This window comes from Terrabacter sp. 2RAF25, from assembly GCF_052115265.1.
Lineage (GTDB): Bacteria > Actinomycetota > Actinomycetes > Actinomycetales > Dermatophilaceae > Terrabacter.
In genome coordinates this window covers 142,955-163,617 of the sequence record NZ_JBFRGJ010000006.1, presented here as the reverse complement: position 1 = coordinate 163,617, position 20,663 = coordinate 142,955, and the positions used below count along the sequence as shown (strand labels likewise).

General features: G+C 71.9%; 19 protein-coding genes. 9 read left to right on the top strand and 10 right to left on the bottom strand.

What is annotated here, in order from left to right:
• Both AB4091_RS15870 and AB4091_RS15865 read right to left on the bottom strand, forming a co-directional pair.
• Entirely contained in the window at positions 1–393 is a 393-nt protein-coding gene (locus tag AB4091_RS15870) for a cold-shock protein (RefSeq protein ID WP_442292720.1), read from the bottom strand.
• A 113-nt stretch (positions 394–506) separates the two neighbouring features.
• Positions 507–1,448 (bottom strand): aldose 1-epimerase family protein, encoded by a 942-nt coding sequence (locus tag AB4091_RS15865; protein ID WP_442292719.1) that lies wholly within the window; start codon positions 1,446–1,448, stop codon positions 507–509.
• 70 nt (positions 1,449–1,518) lie between these two features.
• On the opposite strand from AB4091_RS15865, the gene AB4091_RS15860 reads away from it, so the two are divergent.
• Both AB4091_RS15860 and AB4091_RS15855 read left to right on the top strand, forming a co-directional pair.
• Entirely contained in the window at positions 1,519–3,831 is a 2,313-nt protein-coding gene (locus AB4091_RS15860; RefSeq protein ID WP_442292718.1) for a helicase-associated domain-containing protein, read from the top strand.
• A gap of 6 nt (positions 3,832–3,837) precedes the next feature.
• Positions 3,838–4,212, top strand: a complete 375-nt coding sequence (locus tag AB4091_RS15855) for a DNA polymerase ligase N-terminal domain-containing protein (protein ID WP_442292717.1) — start codon at positions 3,838–3,840, stop codon at positions 4,210–4,212.
• A gap of 5 nt (positions 4,213–4,217) precedes the next feature.
• Here AB4091_RS15855 and AB4091_RS15850 read toward each other — a convergent pair whose 3' ends face one another.
• Complete coding sequence (locus tag AB4091_RS15850) at positions 4,218–5,150, bottom strand: hydroxymethylglutaryl-CoA lyase (protein ID WP_442292716.1); 933 nt, start codon at positions 5,148–5,150, stop codon at positions 4,218–4,220.
• Positions 5,151–5,220: 70 nt separating this feature from the next.
• Here AB4091_RS15850 and AB4091_RS15845 point away from each other — a divergent pair, with 70 nt between their 5' ends.
• Positions 5,221–6,873, top strand: coding sequence for a DNA repair helicase XPB (locus AB4091_RS15845; RefSeq protein ID WP_442292715.1), 1,653 nt, complete (start codon positions 5,221–5,223; stop codon positions 6,871–6,873).
• Between the two features lie 74 nt (positions 6,874–6,947).
• Here the strand turns inward: AB4091_RS15845 and AB4091_RS15840 are convergent, their stop codons facing one another.
• Positions 6,948–7,850, bottom strand: a complete 903-nt coding sequence (locus tag AB4091_RS15840) for a sulfite exporter TauE/SafE family protein (RefSeq protein WP_442293120.1) — start codon at positions 7,848–7,850, stop codon at positions 6,948–6,950.
• The gene (locus AB4091_RS15835) at positions 7,816–8,217 is read right to left on the bottom strand and encodes a hypothetical protein (RefSeq protein WP_442292714.1); all 402 of its coding nucleotides are present in this window, start codon (positions 8,215–8,217) and stop codon (positions 7,816–7,818) included. Before AB4091_RS15835 ends, AB4091_RS15840 begins: the two co-directional genes overlap by 35 nt.
• Before the next feature lie 131 nt (positions 8,218–8,348).
• Here AB4091_RS15835 and AB4091_RS15830 point away from each other — a divergent pair, with 131 nt between their 5' ends.
• The 4 genes from AB4091_RS15830 (at position 8,349) to AB4091_RS15815 (ending at position 13,728) form a co-directional block, all read left to right on the top strand.
• A complete protein-coding gene (locus AB4091_RS15830) occupies positions 8,349–9,071 on the top strand; it encodes a response regulator transcription factor (protein WP_442292713.1) in 723 nt (240 codons plus the stop codon).
• Between the two features lie 78 nt (positions 9,072–9,149).
• Positions 9,150–10,607 (top strand): sensor histidine kinase, encoded by a 1,458-nt coding sequence (locus tag AB4091_RS15825; protein ID WP_442292712.1) that lies wholly within the window; start codon positions 9,150–9,152, stop codon positions 10,605–10,607.
• A 68-nt stretch (positions 10,608–10,675) separates the two neighbouring features.
• Entirely contained in the window at positions 10,676–11,968 is a 1,293-nt protein-coding gene (locus AB4091_RS15820) for a S1C family serine protease (protein ID WP_442292711.1), read from the top strand.
• A 239-nt stretch (positions 11,969–12,207) separates the two neighbouring features.
• Entirely contained in the window at positions 12,208–13,728 is a 1,521-nt protein-coding gene (locus tag AB4091_RS15815) for an SDR family NAD(P)-dependent oxidoreductase (protein WP_442292710.1), read from the top strand.
• A 76-nt stretch (positions 13,729–13,804) separates the two neighbouring features.
• On the opposite strand, the gene AB4091_RS15810 is transcribed toward AB4091_RS15815, so the two are convergent.
• Complete coding sequence (locus AB4091_RS15810) at positions 13,805–14,299, bottom strand: ANTAR domain-containing protein (RefSeq protein ID WP_442292709.1); 495 nt, start codon at positions 14,297–14,299, stop codon at positions 13,805–13,807.
• Positions 14,300–14,471: 172 nt separating this feature from the next.
• On the opposite strand from AB4091_RS15810, the gene AB4091_RS15805 reads away from it, so the two are divergent.
• Complete coding sequence (locus AB4091_RS15805; protein WP_442292708.1) at positions 14,472–14,873, top strand: VOC family protein; 402 nt, start codon at positions 14,472–14,474, stop codon at positions 14,871–14,873.
• A 13-nt stretch (positions 14,874–14,886) separates the two neighbouring features.
• Here the strand turns inward: AB4091_RS15805 and AB4091_RS15800 are convergent, their stop codons facing one another.
• The 4 genes from AB4091_RS15800 to htpX form a co-directional block, all read right to left on the bottom strand.
• Positions 14,887–15,432 carry a GNAT family N-acetyltransferase gene (locus tag AB4091_RS15800; RefSeq protein ID WP_442292707.1) on the bottom strand — a complete coding sequence of 182 codons (546 nt, stop codon included), beginning with the start codon at positions 15,430–15,432 and terminating at the stop codon, positions 14,887–14,889.
• Positions 15,429–16,265, bottom strand: a complete 837-nt coding sequence (locus AB4091_RS15795; RefSeq protein WP_442292706.1) for a hypothetical protein — start codon at positions 16,263–16,265, stop codon at positions 15,429–15,431. Before AB4091_RS15795 ends, AB4091_RS15800 begins: the two co-directional genes overlap by 4 nt.
• A gap of 11 nt (positions 16,266–16,276) precedes the next feature.
• The gene (pepN, locus tag AB4091_RS15790) at positions 16,277–18,775 is read right to left on the bottom strand and encodes an aminopeptidase N (protein ID WP_442292705.1); all 2,499 of its coding nucleotides are present in this window, start codon (positions 18,773–18,775) and stop codon (positions 16,277–16,279) included.
• A gap of 81 nt (positions 18,776–18,856) precedes the next feature.
• The gene (gene htpX, locus AB4091_RS15785) at positions 18,857–19,732 is read right to left on the bottom strand and encodes a zinc metalloprotease HtpX (protein WP_442292704.1); all 876 of its coding nucleotides are present in this window, start codon (positions 19,730–19,732) and stop codon (positions 18,857–18,859) included.
• A gap of 188 nt (positions 19,733–19,920) precedes the next feature.
• On the opposite strand from htpX, the gene AB4091_RS15780 reads away from it, so the two are divergent.
• The gene (locus AB4091_RS15780; protein WP_442292703.1) at positions 19,921–20,508 is read left to right on the top strand and encodes a hypothetical protein; all 588 of its coding nucleotides are present in this window, start codon (positions 19,921–19,923) and stop codon (positions 20,506–20,508) included.
• Positions 20,509–20,663: the final 155 nt, after the last annotated feature.

Genomic DNA, 20,663 nt, shown 5'->3' with positions numbered 1-20,663 from the left:
TCACTTCTCCAGCTCGTCGGCGAGGCCGTGCAGGGCGCGCGCGAGGTTCGAGCCCAGCTTGCGCTCGGGTCGGCGGCCGGCCCGGTAGACGTTGCTCGCGCCGTCGAGCAGCTGCACGACGTCCTCGATGATGATGACGAGCTCCTCGGGGCTCTTGCGCTCGCGGGCGGACTTGTTGGCGACGACGGACTGGACCGGGTCGAGCACCTTCACTGAGAGCGCCTGCGGGCCCTTTCGGCCGTCGACGACGCCGAACTCGACGCGCGCCCCGGGCTTGACGGTGACGCCGGCCGGTAGGGCGTTCGCGTGCAGGAAGACGTCGGCACCGGACTCGTCGGTGATGAACCCGAAGCCCTTGTCGGCGTTGTAGAACCTGACCTTGCCAGTCGGCACAGTCCACCTCGTTGCATGTCGTCGGGTCGCGCATGTGACGGCACGACGCGATGGCGCTCCTTGCGCTCGGAGCAAGCCTAACGGCTCGGGGCAAGCAGGATTTCCGTCAGCGCTCAGGCCGGCGCGATGCCCCAGGTGCCGGTCCACTCCTCGCCGGGATCGAGCACGACCAGACCCTCGCCGGAGTTGAACGCGTCGGCGGGGCAGCTCATCGGCTCGACCGCGACGCCGACCTCGCCCTTGCGGTCCTCGGCGATCGCGGTGAAGACCTGCAGCCACGGGAAGGCGGCGTCGGCCCAGAGCGTGGCGGAGCGGTCGGCGGCGGTCACCGTGCACCGCCACATGCCGTCGTCGTCGCGCACCACGTCGGTGTAGGCGGTGTCGAGGCGGACGTCACCGACCCAGTGGGGTTCGCGGAAGTCGAGCGGCTCGCCGTCCACCGGTCGGGTCGCGCTCGGCAGCAGCCGGTCGTCGACCTCCACCCAGCTGTTCGCGGGAACGGTCAGGCCGACGTCGGGCAGCAGCGTGTCGCCGATCGCCAGGTAGGGGTGGGCGCCGTAGCCGAACGGGGCGGCCGACGGCCCCACGTTGCGAGCCGCGGCCGTGACGACGAGACCGGAGTCGTCGAGCAGGTAGGTGGTGCGCAGGTCGAGGAAGTGGTCCCAGCCCGGCTGCGGGTGCAGGCGGTAGCCGACGGTGACCATCTCGTCCTCGATCTCGACGAGCTCCCACAGCGACCACCGCACGAGGCCGTGGCTCGCGTTGCCGCGCGGCACCTCGGTGATGGACAGCTGGTGCTCGGTGCCGGCGAAGGTGTAGCGGCCGTCGCGGACCCGGTTGGGCCACGGCATCAGCTGCTGGCCTCGGCCCGACGCGCACGCCTCGTCGGCGGCATACCCGGCGACGACGTCGACGCCGTCTCGGGACAGCGTGCGCAGGCCTCCCCCGACCTCGACGACCGTCGCCTCGAACGGACCGTGCCCGATGGTCCACTGCTGCCCGGTGGGCTGGGCCGAGGCGGCACCGGCGGCGGACGCGGGCGAGAGCGCGCTCATGGGGGCAACGCTAGCGGGCGGCACTCCCGGGTGAGCGGAGGCCCGACGAAACGGGCACTAGGTTGGGAGGATGGCCACCCCGAGCCGCAGCCTCGCTGACGACATCCGCGGTCGCAGCGACGCCGAGCTCATCGACCTCGTGCTGGCTCGTCCCGACCTCGCGCGACCCGCACCAGCCGACCTGACCTCCCTCGCTGCCCGGGCCGGCACGCGCGCCAGCGTGCAGCGGGCCGTCGAGGCCCTGGACCGCGGGCATCTGCAGGTGCTGGAGGCGGTCGTCGTCTCAGGCGACGCCGTCGACCGGGCCGACCTGTTGCAGCTGCTCGGCACCGACGAAGCCGCCACGGTCGAGACGCTCGTGCAGGACCTGTGGCGGGCCGCGCTCGTGTGGCGCGGCGCCGACGGGCACCACGTCGTGCGCACGGTCCCCGAGGTGCTCGGCTCGTCCATCGCGGGGCTCGGGGCGCCCATGCGGGAGCTGCGTCCGTCGGCGCAAGCCGAGCAGTTCGCTCCTGAGCAGGTCGCCGCTGCGATCGCCGAGGCCCCCGAGGACTCGCGCGCGATGCTCGAGCGGATGACGTGGGGTCCCCCGTTCGGGGTGCTGCCGACAGCGACACCGGGACGCACCACCGCCCGCTGGCTGCTCGAGCACCACCTGCTCGTCCCCGTCTCGGCCGACCGGGTCGCGCTGCCCCGCGAGGTCGGGCTCGCGCTGCGCGGCGGACGCCTGCACCGTGCCCCCGAGCTGACCCCGCCCGCCGTCGAGGCTCGATCGGTGTCGCTCGTCGACGCCGCCGCGGGCGGTGCCGCGAGCGAGTGCCTCACCCACCTCGACGAGCTCGCGGCGGCGTGGGGCGCCGACCCTCCGCGTGTCCTGCGTGCCGGAGGCCTGTCGGTCCGCGACCTCCGCGTGACCCAGATGGTGCTCGACGTCGAGCCCGAGCACGCAGCCTTCGTCGTCGAGCTCGCGTATGCCGCCGGGCTCGTCGCCGACGACGGCGAGGTCGTGCCGGTGTGGGCTCCCACGTCGGAGATCGACGACTGGACCTCGAGCGAGGCGGGGCACCGCTGGGCCACCCTCGCACTGGCCTGGCTCGCATCGACTCGCGCACCGCACCTCGTCGGACGCCGCAGCACGGGCACGGGTCCGGCCAACGCGCTCGGCCCCGACGTGCAGTGGCCGGCCATCCGCGGCATCCGCCGGGAGGTGCTGCGTGAGCTCGCGTCCCTCGAGCCCGGCAGCGCCCCGGCGCCTGAGTCGCTGCGCGAGCGGCTGGCGTGGCGACGCCCGAACCGGTCGGCTGGCGTGCTCGACGAGGCCGTCGACGCGGTGCTGCGCGAGGCCGAGTGGCTCGGTGTCACGGGGCGCGGAGCGCTGTCGGACGCGGGCCGGGCCCTCGTCGTGACCACCCCGCAGGCGACGTCCACCCCAGAGACCGAGCCGGACGCCTCGGCCTCGACGCCGCTGCTCGACCGCGCCGCGGCTGCGATGTCGGCGCACCTGCCCTCTCCCGTCGACCACATCCTCGTCCAGGCCGACCTCACCGCCGTCGCGCCCGGGCCCCTCGTCGGTGGACTCGGGTCGTTCATGCGCCTCGCCGCCGACGTCGAGTCCCGCGGCGGCGCCACCGTCTACCGCTTCACCCCCGAGTCGGTCCGTCGCGCCCTCGACGCGGGCTGGACCGCCGCCGACTTCACCGAGACGGTGCGCCGGTCGAGCCGCACGCCGCTCCCCCAGCCCCTCGAGTACCTCGTGTCGGACGTCGCGCGCAGGCACGGGCAGACCCGCATCGGCGGCGCGGCGGCCTACGTCCGCTCCGACGACGAGTCGGTGCTCGACACCATGCTCGCCTCACGCGAGCTCGCTCCCCTTCGGCTGCGGCGCCTCGCGCCGACCGTGCTGGTGTCGTCGGCCGACCCCCGCGTGCTCGTCGACCTGTTGCGCGACAACGGTTTCGCCCCGGTGCACGAGGGCCAGGACGGCGCGGTCGTGCACGCCGAGGCGCCTCGCCGCCGCGCCGGAACGCGCCGTCGCGGTCCCGGACCGTCGGTGTCGCCGGTCGACCGCAACTACACCCAGACCCTCGTCGACGGGCTGCGGGCGGCCGAGGCGACGGCAGACCAGCGGCGGGCCGAGGACGAGTCGCGGCCGGGCCCGCGCATCCAGACGATGGATCCCGTCGTCACGCTGTCGCTGCTGCGCGATGCGGTCGCCGACCGGCACGGCGTCTGGATCGGCTACTCCGACGGCCACGGGGCGACCAGCCGGCACCTGATCCACCCGCAGCGCGTCGAGGGCGGTCGGGTGCGCGCCACCGACGAGTCCGGCCACGAGCAGTCGTTCTCGGTGCACCGCATCGTCGGTGCCACGCTCGAGGGCTGAGCAGCCTTGTCACGCAAGGATGCTCGCGACGGCCACCGGCCGGCATACGTGCTCCACGACCACCGGAAGCCGCGGCCGCACTTCGACCTGAGGCTGGAGGAGGACGGCGTGCTGCGTTCGTGGGCAGTTCCGAAGGGGCTCCCGACGAGCAGCCGCCACGACCGGCTCGCCGTCGCGGTGGACGACCACGCGCTCGACCACCTCACCTACACCGACGAGCACAAGTCGGTGGCCGAGACCGGCTGGTGGGAGGAGGAGTCGCGCGACGGCCACCGGATCGTCTTCGTGCTCCACGGGGGCAGCGGCCCACGCCGGTTCGCGCTGATCCGCACCGACCGCGACTGGCTGCTGCACCTGACCAAGGACCAGCCGGCAGGCTGAGCCCGTCAGCCGCCGGCGAGGGCCCGCACGACGTTCGACGGGCTGGGCCTGCCGAGCTGACCGGCCATCCACACGGAGGTCTCGACGAGCGCGTCGAGGTCGACGCCCGTCGCCACGCCGGCCCCGTGCAGCGCCCAGACGAGGTCCTCGGTGGCGAGGTTGCCGGTGGCCGACTTCGCGTACGGGCAGCCGCCGAGGCCACCGGCGGCCGCGTCGACGACCGTCACCCCGTCACGAAGCGCCGCCATCGTGTTGGCGAGCGCCTGGCCGTAGGTGTCGTGAAAGTGCACGGCGACCCGGTCTGCGCCGATGCCGCGCGCATCGAGCGCCTCGAGGAGCCGGTGCACGTGACCCGTCGTGCCGACGCCGATGGTGTCGCCGAGGCTCAGCTCGTGGCAGCCGAGGTCCATCAGCCGCTCGGCCGTGTCGACGACCTGCTCGACCGGGACCGGCCCCTCCCACGGGTCGCCGAAGCACATCGAGACGTAGGCACGCACCCACATCTCGTCGGCCAGCGCGCGCTTCACGACCGGCGCGAACATGGCGTACTGCTCGGTGACCGACCGGTTGAGGTTCTTCTGCGCGAAGGTCTCGGTGGCCGAGCCGAAGATGGCGATCGCCGTGAGCCCGAGCTCCTCGGCACGGTCGAGGCCGCGCTCGTTGGGCACGAGGGCGGGTCGCCGCCGCCCCAGCCCGTCGGCGCCGAGCGCGCCGAGCACCTCTTCCGCGTCGCCCATCTGCGGCACCCACTTCGCCGGCACGAACGACGTCGTCTCGATGGTGCCGAGCCCTGCCGCCTCGAGCCGCCGGATGAACTCGACCTTCGTCGCGGCCGGCACGACGGTCTTCTCGTTCTGGAGTCCGTCGCGCGGGCCGACCTCGTAGATCGTCACCTTCGCGGGCAGCCCCGTCGCCGCCTCGACCTGTGGGGATCGCATGCACCCATACTGTCAGGCGTGACCTCGCGCCCCGGGAACACCCGCACGCCACGAACGGTTGGACGAGTCGATGAATGACGGACCCCTGATCGTGCAGAGCGACAAGACCCTCCTGCTCGAGGTCGAGCACCCGCGTGCCGAGGAGGCGCGCCGCGCCATCGCGCCGTTCGCCGAGCTCGAGCGCGCCCCCGAGCACGTGCACACCTACCGCATCACCCCGCTCGGCCTGTGGAACGCCCGCGCCGCCGGGCACGACGCCGAGCAGGTCGTCGACGCCCTGATGACGTTCAGCAGGTATGCCGTCCCCAACGCCCTGCTCGTCGACGTGGCCGACACGATGGACCGCTACGGCCGCCTCACCCTCGAGAAGGAGGGTGTCGCCGACTCCCCCGAGGGCACGCGCCTCGTGCTGCGCACGACGGACCGGCCGGTCCTCGAGGAGGTCCTGCGGCACAAGAAGATCAAGCCGCTGACCGGCGAGCGCCTCGACGACCTGGCCGTCGTCGTGCACCCGAGCGAGCGCGGCACCCTGAAGCAGGAGCTGCTCAAGGTGGGCTGGCCGGCCGAGGACCTCGCCGGCTACGTCGACGGCGAGGCGCACCCCATCGAGCTCCAGCAGGACGGCTGGCACCTGAGGCCCTACCAGCAGCACGCCGTCGACGGCTTCTGGCACGGCGGCTCCGGTGTCGTCGTGCTCCCCTGCGGCGCGGGCAAGACCCTCGTGGGCGCGGGCGCGATGGCGGCCGCCAAGGCGACGACGCTCATCCTCGTGACCAACACGGTCAGCGCGCGGCAGTGGAAGGACGAGCTGCTCAAGCGCACGACGCTGACCGAGGACGAGATCGGCGAGTACTCGGGCGCCCGCAAGGAGATCCGCCCCGTCACCATCGCGACCTACCAGGTGCTCACCACGAAGCGGAAGGGCGCCTACGCGCACCTCGACCTGCTCGACGCCCGCGACTGGGGCCTCGTCGTCTACGACGAGGTGCACCTGCTGCCCGCGCCGATCTTCCGCATGACCGCCGACCTGCAGGCCCGCCGGCGCCTCGGGCTGACCGCGACCCTCGTGCGCGAGGACGGCCGCGAGGCCGACGTCTTCAGCCTCATCGGCCCCAAGCGCTTCGACGCGCCGTGGAAGGACATCGAGGCGCAGGGCTACATCGCTCCCGCGGACTGCGTCGAGGTGCGGGTCACGCTGCCCGACGGCCAGCGCATGGCGTATGCCGTCAGCGAGCCCGAGGACCGCTACCGCCTCGCGTCCTGCACCGACGCCAAGCTCGGCGTCATCGAGAAGCTCGCGGCACAGCACGTCGGCGAGCCGACGTTGGTCATCGGTCAGTACCTCGACCAGCTGCACGAGGTCGCCGACCGGCTCGGCGCCGACGTCATCACCGGCGAGACGACCGTCAAGGAGCGTCAGCGGCTCTACGACGCGTTCCGCACCGGAGAGATCAGCACCCTCGTCGTCAGCAAGGTCGCGAACTTCTCCATCGACCTGCCGGAGGCGAGCGTCGCGATCCAGATCAGCGGCACGTTCGGGTCGCGGCAGGAAGAGGCACAGCGCCTCGGCCGGGTGCTGCGCCCCAAGGGCGATGGCCGCACGGCGCACTTCTACACGATCGTGTCGCGCGACACCGTCGACGCGGACTTCGCCGCGCACCGGCAGCGCTTCCTCGCCGAGCAGGGGTACGCGTACCGGATCGTCGACGCCGACGACCTCTGAGCCGGCCGGCATCGATCCTCGGTGAGCCTGTCGGGCCGTCAGGGCCGTCAGGGCCGTCAGGGCCGTCAGGGCCGTCAGGCCCGGAGGGCCTCCGCGCCGACGACGACCGCGAGCACGGTCAGGAGGATCGCGAACGCCCGCAGCAGAACCGGGCCGCCCGTGCGCCCCGAGACCCGGCTGCCGAGCCGGGTGCCCAGACCGGTGCCGAGCCCGAAGGTGACGACGAGGTCCCACGGGAGGTGGCCGATGCCGCCGCCGAGCGCGCGGGTCGCGAGGGAGGCCGCCCCGTTGACCGCGATGACGACGAGGCTCGCCGACGTGGCGACGACCGCGGGGAGCCGCATCACCACGGTGAGCGCGGGCACGGTGACGAAGCCGCCGCCCACCCCGAAGAACCCGGTCAGGGCGCCCACCCCGAAGGCGGTCGGCACGAGCTGGGTGAGCGACACCTCACCGGCGGAACCACCCGACGCCTCGGGTCGGCGGGCGTGCAGCCAGGTGAGCACGCCGACGACGGCGAGCAGCACGGCGAAACCGGCCAGGAGCAGGGCCGGGGCGACGAGCACCGACCCCCTCGATCCGAGCACCGAACCGCCGAGGCCGAGGCCGCCGAAGACGAGGCCCGTGCGCCAGTCGACCCGACCGCTGCCCCGCAGGCCGACGAGCCCGACCACGGCACCGAACAGGACGACCACGAGCGAGATGGTCGTGGCTCGCGCACGGGCTGGTGCAGCAGGTAGATGAGCACCGGCACCGACACGACGGCGCCACCACCCCCGAGGGCACCCATGACGAGGCCGACGATCAGGCCGAGCAGGGGCGCCAGCAGCAGGACGGTCATCGGCGCCCACGCTAGGGCACCGTCGCGGAGACCATCCGCCGGCCTCACCGGGACAGCGGCGGGGCCGGCGGATGGTCGGCGGGCGTGGTGGGCGGGAGTGGTCAGCGCCCGTCGCCGAAGCGGCTGCCGCCGTCATGCCGCCCGTCGCGGCGCTCGCCGTCACGCTGACCTTCGCGGCGGTCGCCGTCACGCCAGGCGCCGTCGTGCCGTCCGTCGTGCTTTCCGTCGCGGCCGTCCCGCCGGGTGCGGTCGCCGTCGCGGCGGTCGCCGTCACGACCGTCGCCCCGTCGCAGGAGCACGCCGTCGCGGCGAGCCGTGCGGACGACCTCGCGAACGCCCTGCTCGGTGGTCGGGGCCTGGACCTGGTCGCGCAGCGTGGCGAGGGCGGCCTTGCGTGCGGCGAGCCGCTCGGCGATGCGTGCCTTCGCCTCGGCCGACAGCCGCTCGCTGGCGGCGACCCGCTGCGAGATCGAGTCGGTCCGCACCAGGTTGTTGGTCTTCACGGGGGTCATCTCCTCGTGTTGAGTACGAGAACTTCCTGACCCTCCCTCCCTGCTCGGTATGTCTCATATGTCCAGCCGAAATCGTCATCGTCTCCCAGCGAACTCCCAGCAAACACCCTGACACTGGGTCCGTGGACACCCAGACTGCGCCCGCGCCCGAGGCGCGCCTGCTCGTCGTCGAGGACGAGCCGAACATCCGTGAGCTGCTCGCGACGTCGTTGCGCTTCGCCGGCTTCGAGGTCGAGACGGCCGGCGACGGCACGACCGCCCTCGCGATGGCCGCGGAGTCCGAGCCCGACCTCGTCGTGCTCGACGTCATGCTCCCCGACGTCGACGGCTTCGAGGTGACGCGACGCCTGCGCGACCGTGGCCGTCAGCAGCCGATCGTCTTCGTCACCGCGCGCGACGCGACGGGCGACAAGATCCAGGGCCTCACGGTCGGCGGTGACGACTACGTGACCAAGCCGTTCAGCCTCGAGGAGGTCATCGCCCGCATCCGCGCGGTGCTGCGCCGCACACGCGGCCAGGTCGACGACGGTGCGACCCTGAAGTTCCACGACCTCGAGCTCAACGAGGACTCCCACGAGGTGCGTCGCGGTAGCCGGGTCATCGACCTGTCCCCCACCGAGTTCAAGCTGCTGCGCTACCTGCTGCTCAACCCAAACCGGGTCCTGTCGAAGCTGCAGATCCTCGACCACGTCTGGGACTACGACTTCCGCGGCGAGTCCGGCATCGTCGAGTCCTACATCTCCTACCTGCGCCGCAAGATCGACGCCGACGGGCCCTCACTCATCCACACCAAGCGGGGCGTGGGTTACGTTCTGCGAGTGCCCCCCGAGCTGACCACCTCCTGACGCGGCCCCGACGTGACGTCACGGACGGCCCCTTCGCCCGCGACCGCCCGGCGGTCTCTGTCGGGGCGCTTGGGGGCGGTGCCCCTGCGGTGGCGACTGCTCGGCGTCACCCTCGGGCTCATCGCCGTGGCGCTCGCCGTCACCTCCGTCGTCGTCGGCGCTCTGCTGCGTGCCTACCTGTTCAGCCAGACGGAGCAGGAGCTCAAGGTCTACTCGACGAGTCTGACCTCGGTCGAGCTGGCCGAGCTCGACCGCGTCACCGGCTCCCGGCTACCGACCAACTTCACCGCGCGCGTCGTCGACCTCTCCAACGGCAGGGTCGTGTCGCTCGGCGAGGCGTCGCTCCTGGAGGCGGCCAAGCCCGACATCCCCACGCTTCACGTCACCGACCCGACCGTCATCAACGGGACCACGTTCCAGGTCGGCTCCGAGACCGGTGCGGGCCAGTGGGTCGTGCTCGCGAAGCTCAACGACGACCACACCGCCATCGTCGCCGTCGCCCTGCCGGTGAAGCCGCTCGACGCCACGGTCACCCAGTTCCTCCTGTATGCCGCCGGCATCGGCGCGATCGCGCTGCTCCTCACCGCCCTGCTCGGCTGGTACCTCGTCCGTCGCACGTTCCGGCCCCTCACCCGCATCGAGGACACCGCCGCCAAGATCGCCGTCGGTGACCTCACGCAGCGCATCGACGTGCCCGACAGCGACGACGAGGTCGCCTCCCTGTCGCGCTCGCTCAACGCGATGCTCGCCCGCATCGAGCAGAGCTTCGCGGTGCGCGAGGCCAACGAGGAGAAGATGCGTCGCTTCATCGCAGACGCCTCGCACGAGCTGCGCACACCGCTCGCGGCCGTCGGCGGCTACGCCGAGCTCTACCGCCAGGGCGCACTGCCGACCGCCGACGCCGTCACCGGCGCGATGGGCCGCATCGAGTCCGAGGCCACCCGCATGAGCGGGCTCGTCGAGGACCTGCTCACGCTCGCCCGACTCGACGGCGAGCGGCCCCTCGAGCTCCAGCCCGTCGACCTCGCCGTGCTCGCGGCCGACGCGGCGCAGGACGCCCGCACCATCGCGCCGGGGCGGCACATCGTGGCGACCGGCATCAACGGCCCCATCGAGCCGACCGAGCTGCGCGCCGACGAGCAGCAGCTGCGCCAGGTGGTGACGAACCTCGTCACCAACGCCCGCGTGCACACGCCCGACGGCACCTCCATAGAGATCCTCGTCGGCCGGGTCGACGTGGGCCACGTCGCGCTGCACGTGCGTGACCACGGGGCCGGCATCCCCGAGCAGGACCGCCAGAACGTCTTCGAGCGCTTCTACCGCTCGGACTGGTCGCGCAGCCGCGGCAAGGGTGGCGGCAACGGCCTGGGTCTCGCCATCGTGCAGGCCATCGTCGCGGCGCACGGGGGTCGCGTCCGCATCCAGGAGACCGCGGGTGGAGGGGCGACCGTCGTCGTGGAGCTGCCGCGCCGGGTCACCCCGGAAGGACAGGCCGTCGGATCCGGCGCAAGGCGCCAAGGCACAGCGGATTCTTAGGAACGGCACAACGCGGTCCAAAGCTGGGTGGATGTCATGGGGACAACAGCCCAGATCGAGGAGGAGCCATGACCCTGGCACCCGAGGACCGCACGCAGCAGATCCCGCAGGCCGACTACTACAGCCAGTCCGCACCCGCCTCACCGCCGGCACCGCCCTCCCCGCCCACGCCGCCGCTCGGCGAGGGCAGCCGCCCCGCGCCCAGGCGTGACCGACGCTTCGGCCAGACGGTCGGCGTCGCCCTCCTCGCCGCCGTGCTCGCGAGCGGCGGCACGTACGCCGTCACCCAGCTCGACGGCCAGGGCACGGCCACCGGCTCGACGCCCTCCGCGACCGCGACGACGAACACGAACCAGAACTCGTCGCCGACCGTCGTGCAGGGCAACGCGACCGCCCCCGACTGGGGTGCCGTGGCCGCCGCCGTCGCGCCCAGCGTCGTCAGCATCGACGTGACGACGCAGCAGAGCTCAGGGGCCGGTTCGGGTGTCGTCTTCGACAACAACGGGCACATCCTGACCAACAACCACGTCGTCGAGGGCGCGAGCGGCAACGGTTCGATCACGGTCACGCTGAGCGACGGCCGCACGTACGCCGCGACGGTGGTCGGCACCGACCCGTCGACCGACCTGGCCGTCATCAAGCTGACGAACGGCCCGAGCGACCTGACCCCGATCACCCTCGGCGACTCCGAGGCGATCAAGGTCGGCGACCCGACCATGGCGGTGGGCAACCCCCTCGGCCTGTCGGGCACCGTGACCACTGGCATCATCTCGGCGCTCAACCGGCCCGTCAGCACGGGCACCGCGAGCGACTCGCCCTTCGGCCAGCAGCAGCAGTCCGACGCCGTCGTGACCAACGCGATCCAGACGTCCGCCGCGATCAACCCCGGCAACTCCGGTGGCGCCCTCGTCAACGCCAAGGGCGAGCTGATCGGCATCAACTCCTCGATCGCCTCGCTCGGCCAGAGCCAGGGCAGTCAGAGCGGCAACATCGGCATCGGCTTCGCGATCCCCGTCAAGGAGGCCAAGTCGATCGCCGATCAGCTGATCAAGAGCGGCAAGGCCGAGCACGCCTTCCTCGGGGTGAGCACGCGCGACACGGTCGTCACCGACGGCTCCGCCAAGCGCGCCGGCGCCCAGGTGGCAGCGGTGAACAGCGGCACACCCGCCGCCAACGCCGGCATCAAGACCGGCGACGTCATCATCGCCGTCGACGGCCAGCGGGTCGACTCGGCGACGGCCCTCGTCGCCCAGATCCGCGAGATGACGGCCGGCGACAAGACGAAGCTGACGATCATCCGCGGCGGTTCCCGCCAGGACGTCGAGGTGACCCTCGCCGTCAAGCCGGCCAGCTCCAGCTGACCGGACCACGATCCCCGCGCCGGGGACGCGAGAGGGTGTGCACCGCCCCCGCGTGACCCCGGGCGAGGCCAACCACCCGACGCCCCCGAGCACGTATGCCGTCGGGTCGCCTCCGTCGCCAGTCACCACGCTCCCGGTGGCTGGCGACGACGCTGCCCGGCGCGGCGGCATACGGGCGCGGTGGCCGGCTGCGCCCCGGCGATTCGGGGAGCACCCGGCCCCACGCGTACCCTTGCGCGGTGAGTGAGACCGAGAACGAGCTGGACCCTGCTGCCGTCGTGCACCTCGACCCCGAGGACGTCGCGACCGCCGTGCGGGTGCTCGCCCTGGCCCCCTCGCTCGAGATCGACGACCCCGACTTCGAGACGCTCAGGCGGGCTGCGTCGCTGATGTACAAGCGGCTCAAGAAGGACCGGCGCAACGCCAAGACGTGGGCCGAGCGCAAGGCCGACCGCCAGGTCATCGAGTCGACCGCCACCGGCTCGCCGATGCGCATCGACGACGAGACCAAGGGAATCCCCTTGGTGTCCAATGCTTCTGGCGCATTCGCGGGCGAGCTGATCAACCCTCGTGGGTGCTACATCTGCAAGAAGGACTACACGCTCGTCGACGCGTTCTACCACTGGCTGTGTCCCGAGTGCGCGGCCCGCAGCCACGCCAAGCGCGACCAGCGCACCGACCTCACGGGCAAGCGCGCGCTGCTCACCGGCGGCCGCGCGAAGATCGGCATGTACATCGCGCTGCGGCTGCTGCGCGATGGAGCCCACACGACGATCACGACGCGCTTCCCGAAGGACGCGATGCGCCGGTTCGCCTCGATGGGCGACTCGGCCGACTGGATCCACCGCCTCAAGGTCGTCGGCATCGACCTGCGCGACCCCACCCAGGTCGTCGCCCTCGCCGACGAGGTGTCGGCCGCCGGCCCGCTCGACATCCTCGTCAACAACGCCGCCCAGACGGTGCGCCGCTCCCCCGGCGCCTACAGCAACCTCGTCGAGCTCGAGTCCGCGCCGTTGCCCGACGGCATCGCACTGCCCGAGATGGTGACCTTCGACCGGATCAGCGAGGCGCACCCGGCCTCGATCGCCGGCGCGCTCGGCACGCACGCCGTCGCGCACCACGACGGCGAGTCGGTCGAGCACGCGGTCGCCGCCCAGACGGCCGCCTCGATGACGGCTCTGGCGCTGTCGGCCGGCCACGCGAGCCTCGAGGCCCACCGGGCCGGCACCGCTGTCGACGCCGGCGGCCTGCTGCCCGACCTCCAGCGCAACAACTCGTGGACCCAGAAGGTCGAGGAGGTCGACCCCCTCGAGCTGCTCGAGGTGCAGCTGTGCAACTCGACCGCGCCGTTCATCCTCGTGTCGCGGCTGCGCCCGGCGATGCGCGCCGCGATCGCCGCCGGGGCCCGGCGCGCGTACGTCGTCAACGTGTCGGCCATGGAGGGCCAGTTCTCCCGCCGCTACAAGGGGGCCGGGCACCCACACACCAACATGGCCAAGGCCGCGCTCAACATGCTGACCCGCACGAGCGCGGGCGAGATGTTCGAGACCGACCGCATCCTCATGACCGCGGTCGACACGGGCTGGATCACCGACGAGCGCCCGCACGACGAGAAGCTGCGGATCGCGGCCGAGGGCTGGCACGCGCCCCTGGACCTCGTCGACGGCGCGGCCCGTGTCTACGACCCGATCGTGCGCGGGGAGGCCGGCGAGGACCTCTTCGGCTGCTTCGTCAAGGACTACGAGCCCAGCCCCTGGTGAGGTCGCGGCACCCTGGCTGAGGCTGGCAACGTGTCGCGCTGATCCAAGGCCAGGGCCGCGGCCATGGCCATGGCGGCTAGAGCTCCGGGAGCTCACTCACGTCGCCGGTGTGCACGATCTCGTCGGCGATGTCGCGGATCTTGCGGTTGGCGTCGTTGCTGGCCCTCTTCAGCACCTCGAAGGCGTCGTCCTCGTCCAGGCCCCGAACCGTCATGACGATGCCGATCGCCGCCCCGATGCGGCGCGAGGACCGCAGGGCGACCTCGAGGTGCGCTGCGTGCTGCCGGCTCAGGGTGCCGTCGGCCTGCAGCTCGGCGATCATCCGTGCGTCGATGTCCGAGCGGGCCTCGAGCCTGTCGAGCCTGACCCGGTCGTGGCTGGCCCTCCCCTCACTCTCGTCGGCTCGGGCCTCGCTGCGGTCTGCGCGTGCCTCACCCTCGTCGACCCGCTGGGTGGCCTGCTCGACGCGTACCCGCAGGACGTCCAGGTCTCTTGGGTCCGCGGCGACTCGCGCGGTCAACTCGTCGAGCCGCTGCGCCTCGGATCCTCGGTCCGGGTGAGGGTCATCCATGCGGCCAGATTATTACCGTCCCACGGCCGCGGCAGTCGGAGCGGCGCAGACATTCCGTCCGCGGTCCCGGGACGAAGTCGCACCCTCTGGGTACAGGCTCAGCAGGGCGTCGGGTCAAAAAGCGGCCCGGCGCCCGCAGACCCATCTCGGCGAGCGGCGTAACGTCCGGGTCATGATCACCGCCGTTCACAACCTCGTCTACTCCGACGACGCCGCAGCCACCAGGGCGTTCATCCGCGACGTGCTGCGGTGGCCGTTCGTCAGCGACGACGCCACCAGCCCCGACGCCACCGGGGCCGATGCCTGGCTCATCTTCGGCACGGGCCCCAGCGAGGTCGGGGTGCACCCCACTCGTGGACCCGAGGGCTCCGGCTGGAGCGCACCGCGGCACCACGCGATCTCGCTCATGTGCGACGACCTCGCCGCGACCATGGCCGACCTCGCGTCGCGGGGCGCGGTCTTCACCACGGAGCCGGCCGACCACAGGTACGGCCTCGTCGTGATGATGGCCGTCCCGGGGGCAGACGACATCCAGCTCTACGAGCCCCACCACACCACGGCCTACGACCGCTGACCGCGACGAGCCGTCAACGGATGTCGTCCGCGCGGAGAACCTTGGCGTACCAGACCTCGGCGTAGGGACCGTCGGTGAACGCCGGGACCTCGACGTAGCCGTGGCGCCGGTAGAGGGCCCGGGCCTCCACGAGGTCGAGGCGGGTGTCGAGCCGGAGCGCCGACACACCCCAGACCCGGGCGATCTCCTCGGCGCACAGCAGCAGGGCCGACCCCAGCCCGGCGCCGCGGTTCTCGGGCCGTACGTACAGCCGGCGCAGCTCGGCGACACGACGGCCCTCGTCGTCCCGCAGCCGTCGGAGCCCCACGCAGCCGGCGAGCACGGACGCGTCGACGGCGCTCCGGGCCACGACGAACGCACCGGTCGGCGGCGCGAGGTCGTCGCTGCGCATCCGTGGAAGACCGGTCTCGATCTCCTCCGGCGTGGAGTCGCGGCCGTGCCTCAGCCGGTGCCACCGGTCGCTCACCTCGACGTAGTAGTCGCGCAGCATCGCCTCGCACGCGACGGTCCCGACGTCCGCCAGCTCGATCACCCAGGGGCCGGCTGCGGCACCCGTCATGTCGCGGAGGGGGCACTGCCCGGAGGCAGGACGCTCCGGCCGACGCCGTCGGCGATGAGCTCACCCATCAGCGCGACGAGGTCACGGCGCCGGCGGTCGGGGTCGGCGGCATATTCCGACGGGTCGTCGGGACGCTCCCGCACCCGCAACGCCTCCTCGACGATCTGGCGGTGGGCCGGGTAGGTGTCGAGGGCCCAGCGGGCCGCGCCGGACTTCGACGTCGGGGCGCCCGTGACGAGCAGGTGCACGAGACGTGGAACGCCGAGCGCGCCCCACTCGGCGGCCTGCGGGAGGGACGCCTCGCGCGGGTGGTGCTCCATCGCCTCGAGCTGCGCCCGCCAGTAGGTGTCGAGGTTGTCACGTGTCGCGCGGAGCAGGGCCTCGTCGTCGCTCCAGACCTTCATGTCGCGAAGGTCCTTGCCGCGCAACGTGACTCCGTGGTCACGCAGCTCGCGCCACGTGATGTGGCTGACGTCGGCGTGGGTGCCGACGTCGAACCAGCCGTGCAACACCCCCGGGCCGTCGGGAACCTCGTCGGGGCTGCCGGCGAGGTCGTCGGCGACGACGTAGAACCCGTCGTACGCGGGCTGGGGCCACTGCTTGTCGATGTCGGCGTGGACCTTTCGGAGCACCTCGCAGTCGGGGTCGCTGGGGCGCCGGCTGGTCACCGCGACGAAGTCGACGTCGCTGCCGCGGTGGAACTCGCCGCCGAACCCGATGGAGCCGTGGAGGTAGAGCCCCTCCAGCAGCCCCGGCAGCCGCGCATCGAGCAGCTCGGCGTGGGCGTCGGTCACCGAGAGCCCGGCGTCTGGCAGCTCGGTGCGTGTGGGCACCGCCACGTCGGTCAGACCGCCGCGCCGAAGGTCGCCCTCGAGGCAAGGGCCTCTCGCAGCTCGGCGTCGGCGTCCACGAGGGAGCGGTGGACGGCGGGCGTCAGGTCGTCACGGGCGATCGCCTCGGCGCTGAGCCGCGCCGTCTCGTCGGTGAAGACCCGCGGGAAGGCGACGAGCACGACGCGCGAGAGGGCGTCCTCGCCGACCCAGCCCGACATGGCCGGCACGTCGGTGAAGTAGCGCGGCACGTAGTCCTCGACGAGCGCGTCGTCGGGCGCCACCCAGAAGCCGCGGGCCAGGTGGACCATCTCGTAGTTGGAGCGTCCCTGGCGCGTCGTCAGCTGCTCCCAGGCCCACGCCTTGGCGTCGGCCTCAGGCAGGCTGGCACGGCACATGAGTGCGTTGAGGCCGCCCTGCAGGGTGTCGTCCTTGGACCGGAAGTCGTCCACGTCGGCGACACCGACGAGGCCACGCGCCGCGAGGTTGCGCACGACGATCCAGCGGAAGTCGCCGTCGTCCTCGAGGCCGGCGGGCAGGCCCTTGCCGTCGGCCCAGGCGCGCAGCAAGGTCGCGTCGTCGCTCGTGCCGGCGACGAGGCGGGCCGCCGCGAGCGACTCCGTCGTGCCTGCGGTCGCGCGCTCGAGCAGTCCCACTCCGGCACGGTTGAGGCGGGCCACGGCAGCGTCCTGCTGGTCGCGCGGGACGAAGTACGGCACGACGCGGTGCTCGGCGTAGGCCGCGACACGCGTCAGGATCGACGAGTTGGACTCGTGCGGCCACGCGGCGTCGAAGACGTCCAGGAACGCGTCCGGAGAGACCGCGGCGCCGTGCACGCCGTCGATGAGCGACGACCACACGACGGCGCGGGCCTGCGCGTCGGGAACCTGGGCCAGCTGCGACGGCAGCGCGGCCACCGTCGAGTCGGAGAGGCGCACGCGTGCCCACGTCAGGTCGGACGCGTTGGGCACCAGGATGGCCGGCTCCGGCGTGCCTTCCAGGTCGGCGAGCGTGGTCACCGGGCCCGTCACCGTCACCGAGGCGCGGGCGAGCTCGCGCCCGTCCGTCCAGCCCGCGACGTGGAAGGCGTGCGGCCGGTCGGCGGGGCGGTCGGCGGGTGACTCGCGGCGCACGACCGCCGACTCGACGACCCCGCCCTGCTCGTCGATTTCGACCGAGATCGTGTCGCGGTCGGCAGTGAGCAGCCAGGCCCGCGACCAGGCCTCGAGGTCCTTGCCGCTCGCCGTCTCGATCGCGCCGAGGAAGTCGGCCAGGGTGCCGTTGCCGTACGACTTGTCAGTCAGGTAGGCGCGGACGCCCGCGATGAACTCGTCGTCGCCGACGTACGCGATGAGCTGGCGGAGCGTGGCCGCGCCCTTGGCGTACGAGATGCCGTCGAAGTTCTGCAGCGCGCTCTGCGCGTCGAGCGCCTCGACGCCTGCGACCGGGTGCGTCGACGGCGAGCGCTCTGCGCCGTAGCCCCAGACCTTGCGCACGATCGACGAGTCGACCCACGCGTCGGAGTACTCGGTCGCGTCGACCAGCGCGCGGTGCGACATGTACTCGGCGAACGACTCGTTGAGCCAGAGGTCGTCCCACCACTGCATCGTGACGATGTCGCCGAACCACATGTGCGACATCTCGTGGCTCACCGTGTTGGCGCGCGTCAGCAGCTCGTCGCGAGTCGCCGCGCCGCGGTAGAGGTACTGGTCGCGGAAGGTGACGCAGCCCGGGTTCTCCATCGCGCCGGCGTTGAACTCGGGGACGAAGACCTGGTGGTACTCCCCGAACGGGTAGCGGATGCCGAAGAGCCCGTGGAAGTAGTCGAACGACCGCTTCGTCACGTCGAAGAGCTCGGCCGCGTGCCGCTCGAGCGGCTCACGCAGCGACGTCCGGGCGTGGATGCCCAGCGGGATGCCGTCGTGCTCGTCGCGCACCGAGACGTAGGGGCCCGCGCAGACCGTCACGAAGTACGTGGCGAGGGGCTTCGTCGTCGCGAGGGTCCACGTGCCGGTGGCCGTGCGCGTCGCCGCGCCGTTGCCGAGCACGGTCCACTCGAGGGGGGCGCGCACCGTGACGTCGTAGGGCGCCTTGAGGTCGGGCTGGTCGAAGCAGACGTAGACACTCGGCGCGGCGTCGAGGAACAGGTGGCCGTAGACGTAGTCGAGGTCGTCGGCCGGGTCGGTGGCCCGGTGCAGGCCCTGCCCGTCGTGGCTGTAGGCCATCGTCGCGGCGACGACGAGCTCGTTGTCGGCGGCGAGGCCCTTCAGCGGCAGGCGGCCGTCGGACACCTCGGCGGGGTCGATCGGCTCACCGTTGAGCGAGATCGTCTCGACCGAGTGCGCCTTGAGGTCGACCCACGAGTCGGCGCCCGGTCGGCTGCACGCGAACCGCACCGTCGTGTGCGAGCCGAAGACCTCGGCCCCTTGGTCGAGGTCGAGCTCGACGGCATACGACGTGACGGTGATCAGCGAGGATCGCTCGCGGGCTTCGGCCAGGGTGAGACTGCGCATAGGGGCGAGCCTGCCAGATCAGCGAGCTCTTCGTCGCACAGGTTGCGCGCCGCCGCTCAGGACGCGCGTGCCAACACCGGCTCAGCGCTGGACGGGCCCACCCGCCATGTTCTCGAGGCGCGCGATCCGCTGCTCCATCGGCGGGTGCGTCGACAGGAAACGCGTCACGTCCTGCGCTCGGAAGGGGCTGGCGATCATCATGTGGCTCGCGTTGACGATGTCCTGCTGCGGGGCGAGTGGTGCCCGCGCCACGCCCGACTCGAGCTTGCGCAACGCCGACGCGAGGGCGAGCGGGTCGCCGGTGAGCTTGGCGCCGTCCTCGTCGGCGTCGTACTCGCGGGTGCGGCTGATCGCCATCTGGATCATCATCGCGGCCATCGGAGCGAGCAGGCTCATCGCGAGAAGCGCGATCGGGTTGGGGCGGTCGTCGTCGGAGCTGCCGCCGCCGAACATGCTGGTGAACATGAGCATCTGGCCGATGGAGGTGATCACGCCGGCGATCGCGGCCGCGACCGAGCTGGTGAGGATGTCGCGGTTGTAGACGTGCATGAGCTCGTGCCCCAGCACCCCACGCAGCTCGCGCTCGTCGAGCAGGCCGAGGATGCCTTCGGTGCAGCACACGGCAGCGTTCTGGGGGTTGCGGCCGGTCGCGAAGGCGTTCGGGGCCTGAGTGGGGCTGATGTAGAGCCGCGGCATGGGCTTGCCTGCGGCAGTGGAGAGCTCGCGCACGATGCGATACATCCCCGGCGCCTGCGCCTCGCTCACGGGGTACGCGTGCATGGCGCGGATGGCGAGCTTGTCGCTGTTCCAGTAGCCGTAGAAGGTCGTCGCGACACCGATGAGCGCGAAGAGCCAGATGAACCGTCCGCCACCGACGAGCGCGCCGATGCCGAGCAGCAGGGCCCAGATGCCGCCGAAGAGCGCGGCGGTCTTGAGCCCGTTGAAGTGGTTGTGCATGCCCGTTGAACGACCGGTCCGAGGCAACCGTTCCCAGCGAGCGCCCAGCCAGGAGGCGGCCGTGCGGAGCCTGGGAACCCGCTGTGACGCGGATCTCGTTCAATGCGTTTTTCAACTACTACGTGTAGTAGTAGTTTTGGAGCAACGGGAAGGAACCGACACCCTCCCACCGATGAAAGAAGAGACCGATGCGTAAGACCCTCGACAAGCTGATCTCCTGGACCGGCCTCATTCTCGCGGCCGTGCTCGTCGTGGCCGGTGGCCTCCTCACGTATGCCAGCAGCTTCGTCGCCGACAACGTCAAGGAACAGCTGAGCCAGCAGAACATCACGATGCCCGTCGCCGCGGCGCTGCAGACCCAGGAGCAGAAGGACGCGCTGCTCCCGTTCGCCGGCCAGAAGATGGAGAACGGCGCCCAGGCCAAGGCCTTCGCCGACCACTACATCCTCGTGCACATGAACACCCAGTCGAACAACAAGACCTACTCCGAGGTCTCGGGCGAGTTCCTCAAGCTCTCCAAGGACCCCAACGCCGACCAGGCCCAGGTCAAGGCGCTCGGTGACCTGCGCCAGAGCCTCTTCATGGGCAACACCCTGCGCGGCCTGCTCCTCAACGCCTACGCCTTCGGCACCATGGGGGTCATCGCCCTCTACGCCGGCATCGGCGCCTTCATCGGGGCAGCGATCTTCCTGGTGCTCGGCCTGCTCGGCCTGCGGCACGCGAAGACGGCGGCCGGCTTCCCGGCCGTGGCCCAGCGGGCTCCCGCGACCGTCTGAGTCTCCTGGGGGAGAACGAAGGGGCCGTCCAGGTGCGGACGGCCCCTTCGCCATGCCCGGGCCCCTGCCTCTGCCCTTCCCCTGCCCGGCAACGCCCCGCAGGCTCTGGGCGAGCCCGGCCCACCACGGATGGGGTCTGCCCTCGTGAGTCACTG